The organism is uncultured Roseovarius sp. (assembly GCF_913054395.1).
GTDB lineage: Bacteria > Pseudomonadota > Alphaproteobacteria > Rhodobacterales > Rhodobacteraceae > Roseovarius.
This window is the reverse complement of the sequence record NZ_CAJXIP010000073.1, coordinates 1-17,403: the sequence shown is the minus strand read 5'-3', so window position 1 is coordinate 17,403 and position 17,403 is coordinate 1. Positions and strand designations below refer to the sequence as shown.

The 17,403-nt window shown below is 59.5% G+C and carries 15 protein-coding genes and 1 pseudogene; 6 read left to right on the top strand and 10 right to left on the bottom strand.

Features of this window, described 5'->3' with window-relative positions; translation table 11 throughout:
* Positions 1-44: 44 nt before the first annotated feature.
* From mdoH to QZ522_RS11295, 7 genes are all read right to left on the bottom strand, one after another.
* Entirely contained in the window at positions 45-1,928 is a 1,884-nt protein-coding gene (gene mdoH, locus QZ522_RS11325) for a glucans biosynthesis glucosyltransferase MdoH (protein ID WP_294611273.1), read from the bottom strand.
* Positions 1,916-3,427, bottom strand: coding sequence for a glucan biosynthesis protein G (locus QZ522_RS11320; protein ID WP_294611271.1), 1,512 nt, complete (start codon positions 3,425-3,427; stop codon positions 1,916-1,918). The genes mdoH and QZ522_RS11320 overlap by 13 nt, the downstream gene beginning before the upstream one ends.
* Positions 3,424-4,656, bottom strand: a complete 1,233-nt coding sequence (locus QZ522_RS11315) for an OpgC domain-containing protein (protein WP_294611269.1) — start codon at positions 4,654-4,656, stop codon at positions 3,424-3,426. The genes QZ522_RS11320 and QZ522_RS11315 overlap by 4 nt, the downstream gene beginning before the upstream one ends.
* A 33-nt stretch (positions 4,657-4,689) precedes the next feature.
* The gene (locus tag QZ522_RS11310) at positions 4,690-6,066 is read right to left on the bottom strand and encodes a tetratricopeptide repeat protein (RefSeq protein WP_294611266.1); all 1,377 of its coding nucleotides are present in this window, start codon (positions 6,064-6,066) and stop codon (positions 4,690-4,692) included.
* A gap of 217 nt (positions 6,067-6,283) precedes the next feature.
* Positions 6,284-6,754, bottom strand: a complete 471-nt coding sequence (locus tag QZ522_RS11305) for a DUF302 domain-containing protein (protein WP_294611264.1) — start codon at positions 6,752-6,754, stop codon at positions 6,284-6,286.
* Between the two features lie 76 nt (positions 6,755-6,830).
* Positions 6,831-8,006: a CoA transferase gene (locus tag QZ522_RS11300; protein WP_294611261.1), complete on the bottom strand. Its 1,176-nt coding sequence runs from the start codon at positions 8,004-8,006 to the stop codon at positions 6,831-6,833.
* 10 nt (positions 8,007-8,016) lie between these two features.
* On the bottom strand, positions 8,017-9,648 hold the full coding sequence (locus tag QZ522_RS11295) for a thiamine pyrophosphate-binding protein (protein WP_294611258.1): 1,632 nt from the start codon (positions 9,646-9,648) through the stop codon (positions 8,017-8,019).
* A 208-nt stretch (positions 9,649-9,856) separates the two neighbouring features.
* On the opposite strand from QZ522_RS11295, the gene QZ522_RS11290 reads away from it, so the two are divergent.
* The 6 genes from QZ522_RS11290 (at position 9,857) to QZ522_RS11265 (ending at position 13,654) form a co-directional block, all read left to right on the top strand.
* Positions 9,857-10,468 (top strand): ribonuclease D, encoded by a 612-nt coding sequence (locus tag QZ522_RS11290; RefSeq protein WP_294611255.1) that lies wholly within the window; start codon positions 9,857-9,859, stop codon positions 10,466-10,468.
* A gap of 41 nt (positions 10,469-10,509) precedes the next feature.
* Positions 10,510-11,082 carry an LPS export ABC transporter periplasmic protein LptC gene (gene lptC / locus QZ522_RS11285; protein ID WP_294611252.1) on the top strand — a complete coding sequence of 191 codons (573 nt, stop codon included), beginning with the start codon at positions 10,510-10,512 and terminating at the stop codon, positions 11,080-11,082.
* Entirely contained in the window at positions 11,079-11,582 is a 504-nt protein-coding gene (gene lptA / locus QZ522_RS11280; protein ID WP_294611249.1) for a lipopolysaccharide transport periplasmic protein LptA, read from the top strand. Before lptC ends, lptA begins: the two co-directional genes overlap by 4 nt.
* Positions 11,579-12,337, top strand: a complete 759-nt coding sequence (gene lptB, locus QZ522_RS11275; RefSeq protein WP_294611246.1) for an LPS export ABC transporter ATP-binding protein — start codon at positions 11,579-11,581, stop codon at positions 12,335-12,337. Before lptA ends, lptB begins: the two co-directional genes overlap by 4 nt.
* 242 nt (positions 12,338-12,579) lie before the next feature.
* On the top strand, positions 12,580-13,143 hold the full coding sequence (gene raiA, locus QZ522_RS11270; protein ID WP_294611243.1) for a ribosome-associated translation inhibitor RaiA: 564 nt from the start codon (positions 12,580-12,582) through the stop codon (positions 13,141-13,143).
* Between the two features lie 46 nt (positions 13,144-13,189).
* Positions 13,190-13,654, top strand: coding sequence for a PTS sugar transporter subunit IIA (locus QZ522_RS11265; protein WP_294611240.1), 465 nt, complete (start codon positions 13,190-13,192; stop codon positions 13,652-13,654).
* 3 nt (positions 13,655-13,657) lie between these two features.
* On the opposite strand, the gene QZ522_RS11260 is transcribed toward QZ522_RS11265, so the two are convergent.
* From QZ522_RS11260 to QZ522_RS11250, 3 genes and pseudogenes are all read right to left on the bottom strand, one after another.
* Complete coding sequence (locus QZ522_RS11260; protein ID WP_294611276.1) at positions 13,658-15,085, bottom strand: sulfotransferase family 2 domain-containing protein; 1,428 nt, start codon at positions 15,083-15,085, stop codon at positions 13,658-13,660.
* Between the two features lie 6 nt (positions 15,086-15,091).
* Positions 15,092-16,789 carry a beta-1,6-N-acetylglucosaminyltransferase gene (locus QZ522_RS11255; protein ID WP_294611237.1) on the bottom strand — a complete coding sequence of 566 codons (1,698 nt, stop codon included), beginning with the start codon at positions 16,787-16,789 and terminating at the stop codon, positions 15,092-15,094.
* A gap of 17 nt (positions 16,790-16,806) precedes the next feature.
* Positions 16,807-17,403, bottom strand: a pseudogene (locus QZ522_RS11250) (glycosyltransferase family 2 protein); the annotation flags it as partial.

The window sequence follows — 17,403 nt, the reverse complement described above, 5'->3', positions numbered from 1 at the left end:
AGGCCAAGCCGGTCCTCTGCTGTCCGGACAGGCCGAAAAAGAGCCTATTCCGCCGCAATAGGCGGCTGAACAGGTGCGCGAAACAGCATTCGATGCGAGCGCGCCAGTTTCAGGATCGGCGGGGGATCAAGCATTTCCGGGGTCGACATGACATGCCGCAACCCGCGCCGCGACCCAAGCCGCACGCCCGACATCATCGACAAAGGCACCGCCGCCAGCAGGCTGATCGTAATCGGCAACAGCCAGAGCGACACCAACCCGGCGAGCATCCCGATCCCAAGCAAGGCGCCGCTCAGGGTCTCAATCGCGTGGAACTTGAGCACCGTGGCCGGACCATATGCCCCGCCCTTGCGGGCCTGTGGTGACCATGTGGGCCGGATACCGATGGCGGTGCGCAGAACCGCGACAAGCTGTTGCACCATCATGATCGGGGCAAACAGGATCGACAGGGCGATTTCGACCACCAGCGAGAGCACAAAGCGCGGCCCCCCACCAAACCGTGCAATCCTGACATCGGTCAGGCCAAGCGCCGCCGCCCCCATCAACTTGGGCGCAAGCAGCATGCCGTACATGAAAATCAGGATCAGAACCGAACTCACACGGCTCATCTCTGGCCAGATCGGATAGAGCGGGTTTTCAGCCGAGAAATAGGTGATCACGCTATCGGGTCCGTTGCCCAAAAGCGCCCAGATCACCAAAAGTCCGAACCACGCGGGCGACAAAAGATAGCTTATCGCGCCATGCAGAAGGTGAAACCGCGACACCGCATGCAAACCGCGCGTGCCCAACAGGCTAAGATGTTGCAGGTTGCCATGGCACCAACGCCGGTCGCGCAAGGCATAATCAATGAGCGTCGCAGGCGGTTCTTCATAGCTGCCGCAAATCGAGGGTATGAAACGCACGGCCCACCCTGCACGCCGCAAAAGCCCCGCTTCGACGAAATCGTGGCTCAGGATCAGGTTGCCTTTGCCCAATAGCGCCGGCATCCGCGGCAGGCCCGCACAATCGGCAAAGGCACGGGTACGGAGGATCGCGTTATGACCCCAGTAATTGCCCTCGGCACCGGTCCAGCCGGCAAGGCCTTCGCTTAGCAGGGTGCCGTAAACCGAGGCCGAAAATTGCTGCATCCGGCCAAAAAGCGTATCCGAGCCCACAACAAGCGGGGCCGATTGAATAAGACCGGCCGAGGGGTCGACGGCCATTTCATCGCTCAGGCGAATCAAGGCCTCGGCGCTCATCAGGCTATCGGCATCCAGAACCACCATCGCAGTATAGGCCGCGCCCCAGTTCTCTAGCCATTGCGAGATATTGCCAACCTTGCGTTCGGTGTTCTGCACACGCCTGCGGTACCAGACCCCCGCCCCCGGTGGCAGCGCGGCACGCAGGGTGGCAAAGGCGCGTTGTTCGGCCATGGCAATCGCGCTGTCCTGGGTATCGCTCAGGATAAAAAGGTCAAATTGATGCGCGGTCTTCGCATTGCCAAGTGCCATCACCATGGCACAGGCATTGCCGAACACCTCTGCGGGATCTTCGTTGTAGATCGGCACCAAAAGCGCCACGCGCATCGGCGCGGGCGGAATATGCGCCGTCACACGCTTGCGCGTCAGGTAACAGGCAAGCCCAAGCGTCGCGGTGCCAACCGCCAAAGCGATCCAGAAAAACGTTACCACCACAAGCGCCAGAAGAACCCATTCAAGCCACCACATGCCGCCCGACGACAGCCAATCGGCAAAGGCCATGCCTAGCCCACCGGTGGTTGCGATTGCGGGCAGGAATGCCGCCGCACGTCGCCACCAGATATGGCGAAGAGGGGCCCAGCCGGGCGCACGCGAGTCGCGATGCGCGCGACTCAGGCTTTGGACAGGATGCGCCATCGGGCTTGGCGGCGGCATATGCGCCGAACTTGGAAAGGGGGTCAGGCGGTCCATCGGTACAACCATACTTCGGTCACAGAGCGACCCTGATAGAAAAGCTGCGCACGCAGTTCCGCCGCCGTCACGTCGCCCGGCAGAAACGAAAACGCAAGCCGCGGGCCACCGGTATCGGGATTGCGTTGAACAAGGCCTTCGGACACGTCAAGCCGGTTCGAGCTGACGTGGATCACAAGATCCTCAAGATCATCGGGTAGCGCCTCGTGCGGGGCGAAATCAATCGTCACCACCTTTTTCTCGCCGTGGGTAAAGCCCTTGCCCATGCGCGTATTGAGAACCTGCGCGACCGGCTTTTTGGGCTCAACCTGATCGACCCATGTCATGCGGTAGCTAAAGCTATGCTCGCTTCCGGCCGCAAGCGGATCACGCGGGCGCCAATAGGCGACGATATTGTCATAGATCTCTTTGTCGGTCGGGATTTCCACAAGCGTAACCGCGCCCCGGCCCCAGTCATCGCCGGGTGTGATCCAGAGGCTGGGCCGTTTGTGATAAAGCGCCTCAAGATCGGCGAAATCGGAAAACCGCCGCTCACGTTGAACAAGGCCAAAGCCCTGCGGGTTTTCATCGACAAAGCTCGAAATCTGCACCTCACGAGGGTTGGCCAGCGGGCGCCAGATCATCTCGCCCCGGCCATTGAGCACGCCAAGCCCGTCACTATCGTGCACGGCAGGGCGGAAATCATCGAAGCGGTTGCGGTTGGTTTCGTCGAAAAAGAACATCGACGTCAGCGGTGCAATGCCGACATTATCAAGATCGACCCGCGGGAACAGGGTCATGCTGACGTCGACATCGGTCGCCTTGCCATTGGGTCGCAGGGTAAAGTGATAGATGCCGGTCACCGAGGGGCTTTCAAGCAGCGCATGTACCTTATGCGTTGTCGCACCCATGGCGGGGCGCTCGATCCAGAAGCGGGTGAAATCGGGAAATTCTTCGCCCTCGGGCGAGGCGGTGCCGATGGCAAGCCCACGCGCCGACAGCCCGTAAACCAGATCACGCGCGATCACCCTGAAATAGCTGGCGCCCTGAAACACCGCGTATTCCTGAAAGATGCCAGGCTTTTCAAGCTCGGCACGCAAACGGATTCCGGAATAGCCAAGATGCCCGTCAAGCGGCAGGTCGGGCGCCATGTCGGTCTTGTCAAACAGACCGAAATCAAACGGCAGAACGCGGCTTTGGCCATCCTCGACAAGATTCACCTCGACCGTATTGGGAAAATAAAGGCCGGGGTGAAACAGATCCACGCGCAGCGGATAATCGGTGTCAGACCAGATCGCATCGCGGCTGCGAAACCAGATCGAACGGTAATCGTCATAAGACATATCGCGCCAGGCCTGCGGCACGGTTGCGCGCTTGGCATAGGGTTTTTGGGCAAGGGCGCGGGCAAGGTCGATCAGCCCCTGTTTGGAAAAGGGCGCCGTCGCCCCATCTTCGGCGCGCGCCAAAACCGGACAAAGCGCAAAGGCCGCGACGGACTTCAAAAGGTCACGACGAATCATTTCGCCACCCTCCACGGATGGGATTTGAACCACGCGACGGTATAGGCCACCACGATCAGCGCGCCAAAGCCGATGAAATTGGCCAGTGTCATGTTCCAGGTGTTACGCCCGACCTGATCCATCACAAAGCCCGACAGGCGTGCAAAGACCATCGAAAACACGAAAACCGCAAGCGATTGCTGGCCCACCTTGAGGATCATCGCCAAGAGGCCGCGCCATAGTCGCGCAAGCGTTCCATCGCCGCTCGCCTTGAGGTGCGCACCGCCTTCGCCTGCCGCGACCCAGCACAGATACGCCAGCGAAAGGAAATGCGCATATCGCAGAATGCCAAAGTCGGATTTGTTGAACAGCCCGCCATTTGCAATGCGCCAGTCGCGTGCCCAGTCAAACCCGAACTCCCGCACACCGATGTTGGACAGCGGGATATTGGCGATCACGATAACCGCCGCAATGATGATAAGCACCTGGTTCACCGGCGGCTTCGGAATCCAGCCGCGCATGAACGCAAACCCGGTGAAAAAGATAAGTTGCCAGCCGAAGGGATTGAAGAACCACTTGCGATCCGACCACGGCTCGGCCGGGAAGCCAAGGTGCATTTCGCTTAGCCCGAGCCACTCAAGCACAGAGCGTTGCGCGAATATCCAGACCAGAAAGATCACTGCCGCCAGCAGCCAGAGATTGATGCGGCTTAGCGCCATGACCACAGGCATCATCGCAAGAATGACCATATACATCGGCAGGATGTCGAAATAATTCGGCACATAGGTAAGGGTGAAAAGCCCGATCAGTTGCGGCCCCGGATCGGCAAAGAATTTCCACAGATTGAGCGAGCCGATATAGGTCTTGTCGAAACTGCCGAATTGATCAATTCCGGCCAAAATGGTGGCGATGGTAAAGAACATCGCGATATGCGCCCAATAAACCTGCCAGACGCGGTATCCCACACGCCCCGTCCCAAGCAACCAGCCCGCACGATCGAACGTGCGCCCAAAGGCAATGGCCGAGGCCATGCCAGAGCAGAACACGAAGATTTCGGTTGCATCGGAAAAGCCCCAGCGGGCCGGAATCCAGCTGGTGAAGAAGTTGTGCGGCGTATGGGCACAAAGGATGATGAACATCGCCAGCCCGCGAAAGAAATCCAGACGGATATCGCGGGTTGATGCCACGGGTGCGGCTACGGCCTGTGATGAATGGCTACGTGCCATGGCAGGGTCGGCAACACTCGTCATGCGGTGTCGGCTCCTTTTTTGGAATTTCTGCGGTTACTCGGCCGGAAGGCGGCCTGCCTGTTTCCACTCACCCTTGGACTCGGCAATAAGATCAAACCGGGTGCTGGCGTAGGCATCCAGACGACCTGCGCGCGCTGCCAAACGTTCCTCGAGAATCATTTCGGCGTCATCAAGAAAACCGCCACGGATTGCTGAATCAATTGTAAGGCGCTCGAACACGTCGCGTTGGGCATGACTGCCGCCAACTTGTTGCATGGATCGTCTGGCCCGCCCAAGGTTGAGGAACGCGGTCTTGTAATCCCCTTCCCCAAAGGCCTCAAGCCCCGTTGCGGCCGATAGGCCAGGTGTTGCCAAGCGTGCTTTCATCTCGTCGGCGGTGGTATGTTTTGCATCCCGTTGCAGGCGCGCCATCATGCGTTTGACGGCCATTGTCCGGTCGCCCCCGATCAGCGCCAAGAGGTAATGCAGGTCGGCAAAGGCAAGACAGGCATCCTCTGTGCGGCGCTCGGAAATATCGGCAAGCTCTTCCCAGCGGTTACCGACGCTGATACCCTCTAGCTCAAGCCGAGTTAAAAGCGCGCTACCGTTCGAGATATCGCGGTAATCGTCGGTTTTATCGGCGCGAATCTCTGTATCGTACAGCTCGAACACCGCGTCGATTTCGCCCTGATCAAGATGCATCAGGGCCTTGTGCCACCACACGTGATAGCGAAAGTTGTTGCAATGCGCCCAGGCGGCTTCGCGCCCGTCAAGCCAGCTCAGGCCCGCGCGCGCATTGGCGGTCATGTCAAAAACATGCGCCACCGCATGCAGCCCCCAGGCATCATCGGGCGACAGGCTCAGGCCAAGGCGCCCGGCGGATTCGGCGCGGCCGTATTCGCCGGTTTCCTCAAGGGTGAAGGCGTGACAGCCAAGCAGATAGCCGCGCGCGGGGTTCTTGGCGTCATAGGTCGGCAGAACCGCCTCGACCGAGGCCCGCATGCCCTTGCCGTCGCCAAGCATGAAGCGGATGGCGTGGCTGATCTTCATCGCCATGGCATCCTCGGGCCAACGCGCAAGAATTCCTTCCATCTCGGCTATGGCTTCACTTGGTCGGCCTTCAAGCCAGGCGCCAAGCCCGCGCACATAGCCCATTTCGCGCGCGGTTGGCGCCACGCGCCCGGCACCGGCCAGAGCGGCGGCATAGGCCTCTTGTGCAGTATCCACAAGTTCCCGCCGCGCCAGCATGAGGAAGAACATCCCCTTGACCGCATGAGCCATGGCAAAGTCAGGGGCCTCTTTCAGAACACTCCCCAAATATTCGGGCGTCTTCGCGGCATGGGCCAGAAAGGCCAACACCATCTTGTCCCATGCCTCGGCGGCGGCAGGGGATGATACGGTCATTTCGTACCCAAATTGATCGTTACGCATGGCCCGATATCCTTTCGCCAGTGAGTTCCTGACCAGCTAGCCCGCTATTTGAGAGTCCAGCAACACGTGCACTGCCAAACTCACCAATACGTTATCGAGTCCTTAACGAATGTGACGAGCGGCAGGCAGGGGCTCTTCCTTGAGGCACCTGAAAATAGGCGCAAACCCGCTTAACGAGAGCCGCATCAGCGGCGTATTGCCTGCAATTGCCTGTAAATCACTCGGAAATGGCGGTTTTTGCAACATTTTCAAATATGCCGTCCAGTTCACTCGCCAAATCGCGCAGCGCCGTGCCGCCCTCGTCGAAATAGGGGGAAAACACGGCTGTCGGCCTGCGGTAACTCAGGCTTGCGGTGCCATCACTGTCCTCGGTGACATACATGCGAATCGGCGCCTCGATGCCCGAGGCCACACTTGCGGCCAGCATCCGGCGGGCATAATCGTTGCGATAAAGCCCGAAAACCCGGTTGCCCGGAATCTCGTGCCCCTGCATCCGCGCGCCGTCGGACGCGCTTGCCTGGGTAACGATTGCAATCGGTGCGGCCTTGACGGCATCGCGGACTGCCTCGACCAGATCACCGTAAGATTTGCCGGTCTCATGCACCACCCAGCCCTCGCGCGGCTCAAGCGCCTGTGCGCTGCCTGCGGCCAGCCCGAGAATCATCAAAATGCTCAGAAATCGTTGCATGACATTGCCCTCGCTTTCGCGCCTAGGGCTACTTCGGCGGGCGCGGCGAGGCAAATCACTATGGCGAGATTGCGGGTTACAGCCCGCTCTTGATCCGCGCCAGAATCTCTTCGGTATCCGCGCCGATGCCGGGCGGCGCGCTGCGATAGCTGACCGGCGTGCGCGAGAACTTGAGCGGATTACCCAACAGGCGCACCTCGCCTTTGGCGGTCTGAGGCGCGGGCAGGGTCACGGTCATGTCGCGCGCCTGTGCCTGATCGGATTCAAGGGTCTGTTCAATGGTATTGACCGGACCCACCGGCACCTTGCGAAGCTCTAGCCCGGCGATCACATGGTCGGTATCGCGCGCGGCCAAGATCCTGGCAATCTCGGGTACAAGGGTATCGCGATGGGCCAGGCGCGCGCCATTGGTGGCAAACCGCGGGTCGCTGGCCCATTCGCCCCGGCCAAGATAGTCGCAAAACCGCGCGAACTGGCTATCGTTGCCGACCGCGACGATGACATAGCCGTCGCTGGTCTCGAACACCTGATAGGGCACGATATTGGGGTGGGCATTACCCGCCCGCGTCGGGGCCACACCGGAGGTGAGGTAATTCAAACCCTGATTGACCAGCCAGGCCATGGTCGCATCGACAAGGGCGATGTCGATATGCTGTCCCTCGCCGGTGGCGTCGCGATGGCGCAGCGCCGCGAGAATCCCGACCGTCGCATAAAGCCCACAGACCACATCGGCGACCCCGACACCGACCTTCATCGGCTCTTTGCCTGCCTCGCCGGTGATGCTCATGATGCCGCCAAAGCCCTGCGCCATAAGGTCATAACCCGGCTTGTCGCGGTTCGGGCCGGTCTGGCCAAACCCGGAGATCGAGCAATAGACAAGCCCCGGATAGGCGGCGCAGAGCGTATCGTGATCAAGCCCGTATTTCCTAAGGCCGCCGGGTTTGAAATTCTCGATCACCACATCGGCGCGTCCGGCAAGGTCATGAAGCGCCTTTTGCGCCTCGGGATCGGTCAGGTCGAGCGCCACAGATTTCTTGTTGCGGTTCGAGGACATGAAATAGGCCGAAAGATCGGTCGGCTTACCCTCGCCATCAAGCGCAAAGGGCGGTCCCCATGTGCGAGTGTCATCCCCGCCGGGGCTTTCGATCTTGATCACCTCGGCGCCAAGATCACCCATCAGCTGGGTACAGGTCGGCCCCGCAAGGATACGGCTGAGATCAAGAACGACAAGGCCGTCAAGCGGTCCGGGCATGGCGGGCTCCTTAGATTCGGCCATCGTAAGACCCGCGATCAATTTCGGCGGCGATCACGGTGAAGCTATCGGCCTTTTGCGCCTCTTCCAGCGCCGCGCGCAGTTCGGACCGCGACCTGACCGTTACGCCATTGCCGCCAAAGGCCCGGCCAATCGCAGCATAATCATGATGTCCGAAATCCACCGCCAGATTGACCATCTGCCGCTCGCGCTGTTTCTTTTCGATCAGCGACAGGGATGCATCGACAAACACCACGAAAATCACCGGCAGCTTTAGCTCGGCCACGGTTGAAAGCTCGCCCGCCACCATCAGGAAACCGGCATCGCCGGAAAAGCTTACAACCGGGCGGTCGGGCTCTGCGATCTTGGCGCCCATGGCCAGCGGCACGGCACAGCCCATGGTGCACAGCGCGGTCGACTGCAAAAGCGCCTGCGGGGCGTAAGAGGTCCACATCTGCGACAACAGAATGCGATGCGCGCCGCTGTCACAAGTGGCGATCGTGTCACGGGGAAGGGTCGCGCGTGCCTCGGCGATCACGCCCGCCGCACCCCAGTCATCGTCGTGCGAAAAGGCATCGGCCAAGGCGGCGCGCACCGCCGCCGGTTCGCCACCGGGCCATGTTGCACGCGGGGCGACACCCTCGCAAAGCGCGCGCAGGCCGGCGCCGGAATCGCCGACGATATTCATCGTCGCCTGATGCATGTACTGATGGTTCGGCACCGCCGCGATGTCGATCACGTTGACCTTGGCCGGGTCCCAGATCTCGCGCCAGCCGGGGCGCATTTCAATCGGATCATAGCCGACGCAAAGGATAAGATCGGCGCGCTCGACCAGGGGCACGACAATGCCGTCGGCCAGCGGCGAAAGGCCTGCACCGCCCATCGCCATGGCGTGGGTTTCATCAATCACGCCCTTGGCCTTGTAGGTGGTGATCACCGGAATGCCGTGACGTTCGGCAAGCGCGGCAATGTCAGGGCCGGCGCCTTCGTTCATGGCATCAAGGCCGACAATCATCACCGGACGCTCCGCATCGGCCAGCCAACCGCGCGCGCGGGTCAGCGCTTCGCCGGGGGCGGGGGCCATGACCTCGGCCATGGGACGGCGACGCAGGATCGGCAGGGTAACGCGGGTATCGGCAATGCTGATCGGCACGTCGATGAGCACCGGACCGGGGCGCCCCTCAAGCGCGATGCCCATCGCTTTGTCCGCGATGATATCGGCCCCCTGCGCCGTCAGGCGGAAGGTCGCCTTGGTGATCGGGCGCAGGACCGCCTCGTGATCCAGGATCTGGTGGGTATAGGTCAGCGCCTCATCGGCATCGACACAGCCCGACAACACGATAAGCGGCACGCGGTCCTGATGGGCATTGGCAATCGCATTGACACCGTTCAGAACCCCGGGCCCCAACGTGGCGATCAGGATACCCGGCGCGCCGGTGCGATGCCACACACCTTCGGCCATGAAGGCGGCCGCGTTTTCATGCCGCGCCAGAACGCATTCGATGCCCGCCCGCGCCAACGCATCCATCACGGTCAGCACCTCGCCCCCCGGCATGCCAAAGGCATGGCGACATCCCGCCTCGTACAAACGCCGCGCAAGGTAATCGGCGGCGCGGTCGGCGGTTTGATTGGCATGTTTCACGGGGGCCACTCCTTTGTCGTTTGCATTCACTTTCTGGCCGAGCAATGGCCCAATCGCAAGCGTCTTTGGCCCGCCACTGACGAGCGGGTACTGGAATTCCCCTGCATGACGCCTAAATGCGAGGTTGAGGCAGGACAGCAAAACGCTTAATCACAAGGCCAATTCATTCTATCGGCCCATGCTTTTCATCCGGGCGCAAGGACATCAAATGGCAAACCATCTCTATCAGAACGATCTGCCCGACGGGCTTGATCTTGGGCCGGTCGTGGCAATCGACTGTGAAACCATGGGGCTGAACCCGCATCGCGACCGGCTATGCGTGGTCCAGCTTTCGGGCGGTGACGGAAACGCCCATCTGGTTCAGGTCGCCAAGGGCCAGACCAGCGCGCCCAATCTGGCCGCTCTTCTGGAAAACCCCGAGGTGCTAAAACTGTTTCACTTTGGCCGGTTCGACATCGCCGCGATGTACAACGCCTTTGGCGCGCTTGCGGCGCCGGTCTATTGCACCAAGATCGCCAGCAAGCTTATCCGCACCTATACGGATCGGCATGGCCTCAAGTACCTGCTTCAGGAATTGCTGAGCGTTGATATCTCGAAACAACAGCAAACCTCGGACTGGGGTGCGAGCAACCTGAGCGATGCACAACTGGATTATGCCGCCTCGGATGTTCTTTACCTGCACCGGCTGCGCGAGGCGCTTAACGTCCGACTGGCCCGTGAAGGGCGCGAAGATCTGGCGCAAAGCTGTTTTGATTTTCTGCCGACACGGGCGCGGCTTGATCTTGCAGGCTGGCCCGAGATCGACCTCTTCGCCCACTAATGGCACGGGCGGATAACACCTATTCCCGGGTTGTCGCCTGGATGAAGATCATCCTGCCGCTGGCTGCGCTTGGGCTGTTATCCACCGTTTTCATGATCTCGCGCACCGTTGACCCGACGCAATCAATACCCATCTCTCAGATCGACATCGAGCAGCGCGCTCAGGACATGGGGGCCACAAGGCCAAGCTTTGCAGGGGTCACCAAACAGGGCGACGAGATCAGGTTTGCCGCAGATAGCGCCCGCCCCGAGCGCGGTGCGCCCGAGATTCTTTTGGCGGAGGGTGTACACGCGCGCATGGCGCTTGCCGCCGGAACGGTCGTAGATATCACCTCGAGTCGTGCGAATATGAACCAGAATGACCTGACGGCCACATTGGACGGCGAGGTCCAGATTACCACTTCAAGCGGTTATGTGGTGGATACGGATCGCCTTACCACGCGGCTTGATGCGATCTATGCCGAAAGCCCCGGACAGGTCACCGCTGTCGGTTCGATCGGACATATTGATGCCGGGCGCATGCTTTTGCGTAACAACAGCGCCAGCAACGAGCCGGAATTGCTTTTCACCGGGGGTGTCAAGCTGATATACCGTCCGGATAACGCCAAGGAATGATGCCAGTGCCCAGATTAATGATGTTTGTGACCGGGCTGTTTTTGGTCTGCCTGCCCATAGTCAGCATGGCGCAGGGCGCACAGGTCGCCTTTGGCAGCAGCCAGCAGGATCGCAACCTTCCTGTCGAAGTGACAGCCGACAACCTTAACGTCAATCAGAACGACGGCACCGCGACCTTTACCGGCAATGTGGTTATCGGTCAGGGCGAAATGCGGCTTACGGCGCCGCGCGTGCTTGTGGTCTATCTTGCGGGTCAAACCGGCATCGAAAGCCTTGAGGCAACCGGCGGTGTGACCCTTGTGAGCGGCTCCGATGCCGCCGAAGGCGAGCGCGCCGATTACAATATAACCACCGGCATCATCGAAATGCACGGTGATGTATTGCTGGTACAGGGCGATAATGCCATCACCGGCGAAACCCTGTTTGTCGACACCAACGCAGGCACCGCACGGGTGAGCGGACGGGTCAAAACCGTGCTTCAGCCCCAGGCCAGGCAATGACGCCGCCGAATCTCACGCTGGCGCATGAAAGCACCGGGTTGCGGGTCGAGAACCTGCGCAAAAGCTATAAAAAGCGGGTCGTGATCCGCGATGTCTCGTTGTCGCTTCAACAGGGCGAAGTGGTTGCCCTTTTGGGGCCGAACGGATCGGGCAAGACCACGACCTTTTACGCCATTGCCGGGCTTATCTATCCCGAAGGCGGGCATATCTTCATTGATGGGCGTGATGTGACCAACCTGCCGATGTATCGCCGTGCCAAGCTTGGGATTGGCTATCTACCGCAGGAAATGTCCATCTTTCGCGGGCTGTCGGTCGAAGACAACATCATGGCGATTCTCGATATTTCGGAAAAGGATCGGCACAAACGACGCGAGCGGCTGGAAGAGCTGCTTTCGGAATTTTCGGTCGAGCATTTGCGCCGCGCGCCCGCGCTTGCCCTTTCGGGCGGGGAACGGCGCCGGGTGGAAATCGCCCGCTGCCTGGCGGCGCAACCGCGGTATCTTTTGCTGGACGAACCATTTGCCGGGGTCGATCCGATTTCGGTTGGCGACATCCGCCATCTGGTGGCGGATCTCAAAAAACGGGGCATCGGCGTTCTGATCACCGACCACAATGTTCGTGAGACGCTCGAGATCGTCGACCGGGCCTATATCCTGCATGACGGCAAGGTTCTGATGTCCGGCAGCCCCAAGGATGTGGTCGAGAATGAAAATGTGCGCCGGGTCTACCTGGGCGACAATTTCCGCATCTCCTGATGCGTTGCCTTTGTCGGCGAAACCCGGCAAATCCCCTCAATTTGAATTGACAAGGCGCCCCGAAAGCGCGTCAATTAAGGTATGACATGTGTTGAACTTGCGCTGTTCTCTGAATGGCCCCCGCGACAAGGGCCTGCTTTCGAACAAGCTCAGCATAGGTCAAATTTCAGCATCCGGAGCTAGCACACGACATGGCGCCTGCGCGCCCTGCGGCCCCCGGTTTGTCAAATGAAGGAGATAAGATGCGTTACCAAATCAGCGGACGGCAGATCGATATTGGCGAAGCCCTTCAGGTTTATGTGAAGGAGCATCTTGGTGCAGTTGTTGATAAGTATACCGGGCGGCCGACCGATGCGAATGTAATCTTTTCCAAGACTGGCAGCGAATTCAACTGCGAAGCCGTCGTACACCTATCCACCGGTTTGACGGCGCAGGCCAGCGCCAAGGCGCATGAAATCCACGCCGCGTTCGATGCGTGTTGCGAAAAGATGGACAAGCAACTTCGGCGCTACAAACGTCGGTTGAAGGACCATCATCGTGACCGTCCGCAGCCGGTTGAACTATTGGGTGCTTCCTCTTATATCCTCGCGTCAGACGTTGAAGGAACGGAATCAGAGCCCGACAGCCTGCAACCGATCATCGTCGCCGAGATGGAAACCAAAATTCCGTCGCTTTCGGTTGGCGAAGCGGTCATGCAGATGGAGCTGGCAGGCGCACCTGTTCTGATCTTTCGAAACGAGGGAAAAGAGGCGGTCAACGTCGTCTATCGCCGGGAAGACGGCAACATAGGCTGGATTGACCCGTAAACAGAGGCGACAGGTGCAACAAACACCTGTTTGAGCGGCAAAGTTAATGGAAATACCTATGATCCTGAAACCTCAGGCCGTGCGCGTTTTGTCTGGTGTGACAAGTAAAAAGCGCCTTATGCAAGAACTTGGCGCGATTGCGGAATCCGCATACGGAATTTCGCACGCTGCCGCAGTTGAGGCGCTTTTGGATCGCGAAAGCCTTGGCCCCACCGGCGTGGGCCATGGCGTCGCTCTTCCACATGCCCGTCTTGACGGTCTGGATCACGTGGTCGGCGTTCTGGTCGTGCTCGACAAGCCGATTGATTTTGATTCCGTTGATCGCCAGCCGGTTGACCTTGCCTTCGCTCTGTTTGCTCCGATTGACGCTGGGGTCGAGCATCTCAAGGCGCTTGCTCTTGTCTCTCGCACCCTGCGGGATGCATCGCTTTGCGCCAAGCTCCGCTCGAACAGCGATTCCGTTACGCTTTACACGATCGTGACCGAGGCCCAGGCGGTTCAGGCCGCCTGAGGCTCAGGACCAGGGCCCAAACCCAAAGGTCATGTAATCGCGCTGATAGACGTCACGCACCAGCGCCTCGATCTCTTCATCGTAAATCTCAGCAAGATCATACGGATGATCCCCTTGCACCTCTGGCGGAACCGGCGGCCTGGCATAGCCGACCTGACGCGCCATGGCGGCTAGATAGCCTTTCATCTCGGTTTCCCGGATCACCATGTCGGGCGAACCGAACTGTGCCAGCCCTTCCAGAACAGAGGCCTGCGTGGCCCAATGCGCATCGACGCGAATGCTGGTCTGGCCCGCAAGATTGGCCTTGAGAAAGCCCAGAAACGCCACAAAAGCCTCGCGATGGGCGCGGCAGTCATACGTATCGTCAAGATCGCCGCCAGGCAGCGGCAGCTTGTGAAAATTGCGTAGCGTCTTGCGGATATCGCGATAGCATCCCGGCCCCTTGATCAGGATCTTGTCGCAAAACGCGGCATGCGCGCGCGCCACCGGATGGCGCAGAACGGTAAAGCGGCGATGTCCGGGCTTGCGCCGCATCCATTGCCGCAACGCCCTTTGGTTTAGCTTGGTCGGCAGGGTATCCTCTGGCACACCATCAAGCGCTGCAAGCCACTGGCGCACCTCGGCCTCGGGACCGGACCGTACCGGCATATACAAAAGCGCGGCCTTGGCGCCACTGACAAATCCGGGCACGGCGGCACCGCGGCGCGGCTCGAAATTCGGGGTGCGCGTCAGGTTGAACGTGTCCAGCCCGGCAAGCGCCCGCTCCATCTCGTCAAAGTTCGACACCTTGTCTTCAAGCGCACTAGGGTTTTGCTTTTTCAGGGAATCGTCAAGCGCATCAAGCGTCGAGGCAACGCCCAGGTAGCGCGCAAGCCCGTTCATGACCTCAAGGCTTTGCAGGTCGTCATAAGCCACATAAAAGGCGGTCTGCCCGCTGGCCTGTAGGCGATTCAACAGAAACACCTGAAATTCCTGAAGCCGCGCGACGTGACGCTCGAATTCAAGCCCGTCGAACTCGACCCGGCTATCGCGGCGGCGCTTCACATTGGTCAGCTTCCACTGTCCGGTGGCCTGCGCAATTTTCCACGACACATAGCTATCGACCGGGTTGCGGGTCAGCACGATCTTGGCGCAACGCGGATCATCCAGCACGATATCAAGCACCCTTGGATCGTGATCGTGAAAAAACCGAAAGCCGCCAAGCCCGCTCGACTGGGTCTTTATTGCCTCGATGAACCGCCCCGGATCACCATCGCGCATCGCCTGAGTCACGCCCAGAACCTCGGTCTTGTTGGGATAGGCGATGAAATGCGGATTGAACGCCTCGCCATGGCATTCAATGCCCTCAAAGGCGTTCAGGTTGCTTTCAAGAAAATTCGACCCTGTGCGCATTTCCGCAAACACGACGAAATAGTCAAACGGGGCTGTCATCAACATTTACCGCACCAGATAGGGTTTACGCTGGTTCTGCTGCGGCTCATGCAGCCTGTGCTCGACCGGGAAATCGCCCATCAGATAGGGATGCATGCCCTGATTCTTGAGGTTTTGCAGGAACTGGCCGAAACCGGTCAGGTCGGTCATTCGCGGCACCTCGGCCAGCCCACGCAGGTTTTGCTGGCCGATTTCATCAATGATCGTCTGCAATGGTTCCATCGGGGCCTCGATGAATTCCGCCATGGTCCAGATGCGCACCCGCGCCTTGATCCATTGCGACCGCAACACCTCAAGGTGTTTGCTCTCGATACGTTGCAAAAGCGCCGCCTCGCACCGGATATCCGCGAAATTTTGGTTGGATTTGAAAAGCGGCACCGCCCAGGCGCCGGAAATTACCGAGATCTGGGCATTCGGATCCTTGGCGATTTCCCATTCGATATTTTGCTTGTCGCGCGGGCCGAATTGAAAGCTCTGGCGTTCGCCGCGCGTGTTCCAGATCAGGCTGGCCAGAAAGGCGCGCGGATTGTAATCGCGCAGGGCCGCACTATCGCTAAGGGCGCCATTCATCACCGTTTGGCCATCGGAAAAGTCAGCCCGGTCAGGTGCAAAAAGATGGCCATGCACGCGCATGCCGGTCATCTTGGCCAACCACGGCTCGAAATTCTCGAAAAGGTCGGAAAAGCCCTCGAAAACGGAATATTGCGCGCAAGTCAGGCCATTTTCACGGCCCTCGACGGGAAAGCGGCTTTGCATGTAAAGACCGGGGCGCCCACGTGTGCGCCGCTCGACCGCCTTGGCGAAAATACGGTCAATCTTGCCGGGGTTTGGTTCGGTCCGATTCATCGCCCCGGCCTGATCGGTCAGGAAGGCCTGATACAGACGGTCGGCGAAGGGCCAGATTTTACGCGCCACAAAGCAATCCGACCGCCGCAAAAGTTGCAGGTGGTCGTCATAGAAAATATGCGGCTTGCCCTGATAGTCGAACTTCGAGAGCGTCAGTGACCGGCTTTCGATCTGGCGCGAATATTGCCGGACCAATGTCTGGAAATAGCTTTCATCAGGAATCCAGACCTTGCTGAAATAGCGGTCATAGGTGGCGCGTTCCGGGTCTTGCAGGATGGCCGACAGGGTCTGGCGCGTCAGGCACCACCACTGGCTTCCCATATGGGGGACGATGCCATTGGGAATACGCCGTTTGAACCGCAATAGACGTTGAAGGGCGACATATTTATCAAACAGATAGCGATGGTTACGCCACGAGAACGGAAACCGCAGGGTAAAGCGTTCCTGATCGAGGCCGCCCATCGTCCAGGGCACATCGGCGGTGGTGGCGGATTCGATGAAATCCGTATGCGGGCGCTTGGCGAGATAGTCGATGAGTTCCTGCACAGGGCGCAGCGGCAGGCACGAACCCGACGCCAGATAGACATGGCGCACGGCGGGAAAATCATCCAGCATGACCTTCACCGCATCCTGCGTCGCCGCAACAAGGCCCCAGGTGCCCCATTCACAGCGATGCCGCCTTGCAAATCGTACATCCGGCATATCCGAGAGGGCATTCACAAAGGCGTCATAGGTCTTGCGCGGCACCGCCTTATCGACATGAATCACCAGCGGACAGCCCGCCGCCGCCCAGTGGCGCGCCACCTGTTCTGCGCGGCCAAAGGCGGTATGGACCAACATGATGATCCCTACACCCATAATTTACTGCCCTTCCCTCATGCCCAGTTCCCCTTGGACATCAGGCCAAGGATCTCGAGCTGACGCCAGTTTATATATTTTTCCGACCACTTGCACCAAAGCTCTGGATTTTGTTGCACGGTTTTTGCATATGCCTTGTATTCCACACTTGCCGAATAGTGCTGTCGTCGGGTTAATTCCTCTGCGGCCTTGGCGGTGAACGTGTCCAGAAACTTGGCGTGAAGCAATATCCCGCTGGCCTTTTCGCCGCCCCACTCATCATAGGTCAGGTTAAGCCCGCGTGGCAAAAGCATGTGGGTCGAGCTTTCATAGACATAGCGCCGGTCCCATTTGACCAGCGGCGTCTTGTTCAGCGCCGGGGCTTTTTTCGGCGTGTCCGGAAAGAAAACCCGCGCCCGCGGCCCACCCTGAATCCAGACATTGCCATAAAACTTGTTCTTCTCAATCACATAGTTGCCCGGATCAAACCAGGCCGCTATCTCAATCGGGTTTTGCCCGGCCTGATAGGGCACGGCATCAATCCGGCCCTTGGGATACATATCCAAAAGCATGGCGCCGAAGGATTTCACCTGGCTGGTATCAAGCCAGTCGGTCAAGGCCCGGATCGGGCGCGT

Coding starts and splice junctions, on each gene's coding strand:
- lptB (WP_294611246.1), top strand. CDS start 11,579: ATGACGCCGCCGAATCTCACGCTGGCGCATGAAAGCACCGGGTTGCGG.
- QZ522_RS11305 (WP_294611264.1), bottom strand. CDS start 6,754: ATGCAACGATTTCTGAGCATTTTGATGATTCTCGGGCTGGCCGCAGGC.
- QZ522_RS11255 (WP_294611237.1), bottom strand. CDS start 16,789: ATGGGTGTAGGGATCATCATGTTGGTCCATACCGCCTTTGGCCGCGCA.
- mdoH (WP_294611273.1), bottom strand. CDS start 1,928: ATGGACCGCCTGACCCCCTTTCCAAGTTCGGCGCATATGCCGCCGCCA.
- QZ522_RS11260 (WP_294611276.1), bottom strand. CDS start 15,085: ATGACAGCCCCGTTTGACTATTTCGTCGTGTTTGCGGAAATGCGCACA.
- QZ522_RS11300 (WP_294611261.1), bottom strand. CDS start 8,006: ATGCCCGGACCGCTTGACGGCCTTGTCGTTCTTGATCTCAGCCGTATC.
- lptC (WP_294611252.1), top strand. CDS start 10,510: ATGAAGATCATCCTGCCGCTGGCTGCGCTTGGGCTGTTATCCACCGTT.
- lptA (WP_294611249.1), top strand. CDS start 11,079: ATGATGCCAGTGCCCAGATTAATGATGTTTGTGACCGGGCTGTTTTTG.
- QZ522_RS11320 (WP_294611271.1), bottom strand. CDS start 3,427: ATGATTCGTCGTGACCTTTTGAAGTCCGTCGCGGCCTTTGCGCTTTGT.
- QZ522_RS11315 (WP_294611269.1), bottom strand. CDS start 4,656: ATGACGAGTGTTGCCGACCCTGCCATGGCACGTAGCCATTCATCACAG.
- QZ522_RS11290 (WP_294611255.1), top strand. CDS start 9,857: ATGGCAAACCATCTCTATCAGAACGATCTGCCCGACGGGCTTGATCTT.
- raiA (WP_294611243.1), top strand. CDS start 12,580: ATGCGTTACCAAATCAGCGGACGGCAGATCGATATTGGCGAAGCCCTT.
- QZ522_RS11265 (WP_294611240.1), top strand. CDS start 13,190: ATGGAAATACCTATGATCCTGAAACCTCAGGCCGTGCGCGTTTTGTCT.
- QZ522_RS11310 (WP_294611266.1), bottom strand. CDS start 6,066: ATGCGTAACGATCAATTTGGGTACGAAATGACCGTATCATCCCCTGCC.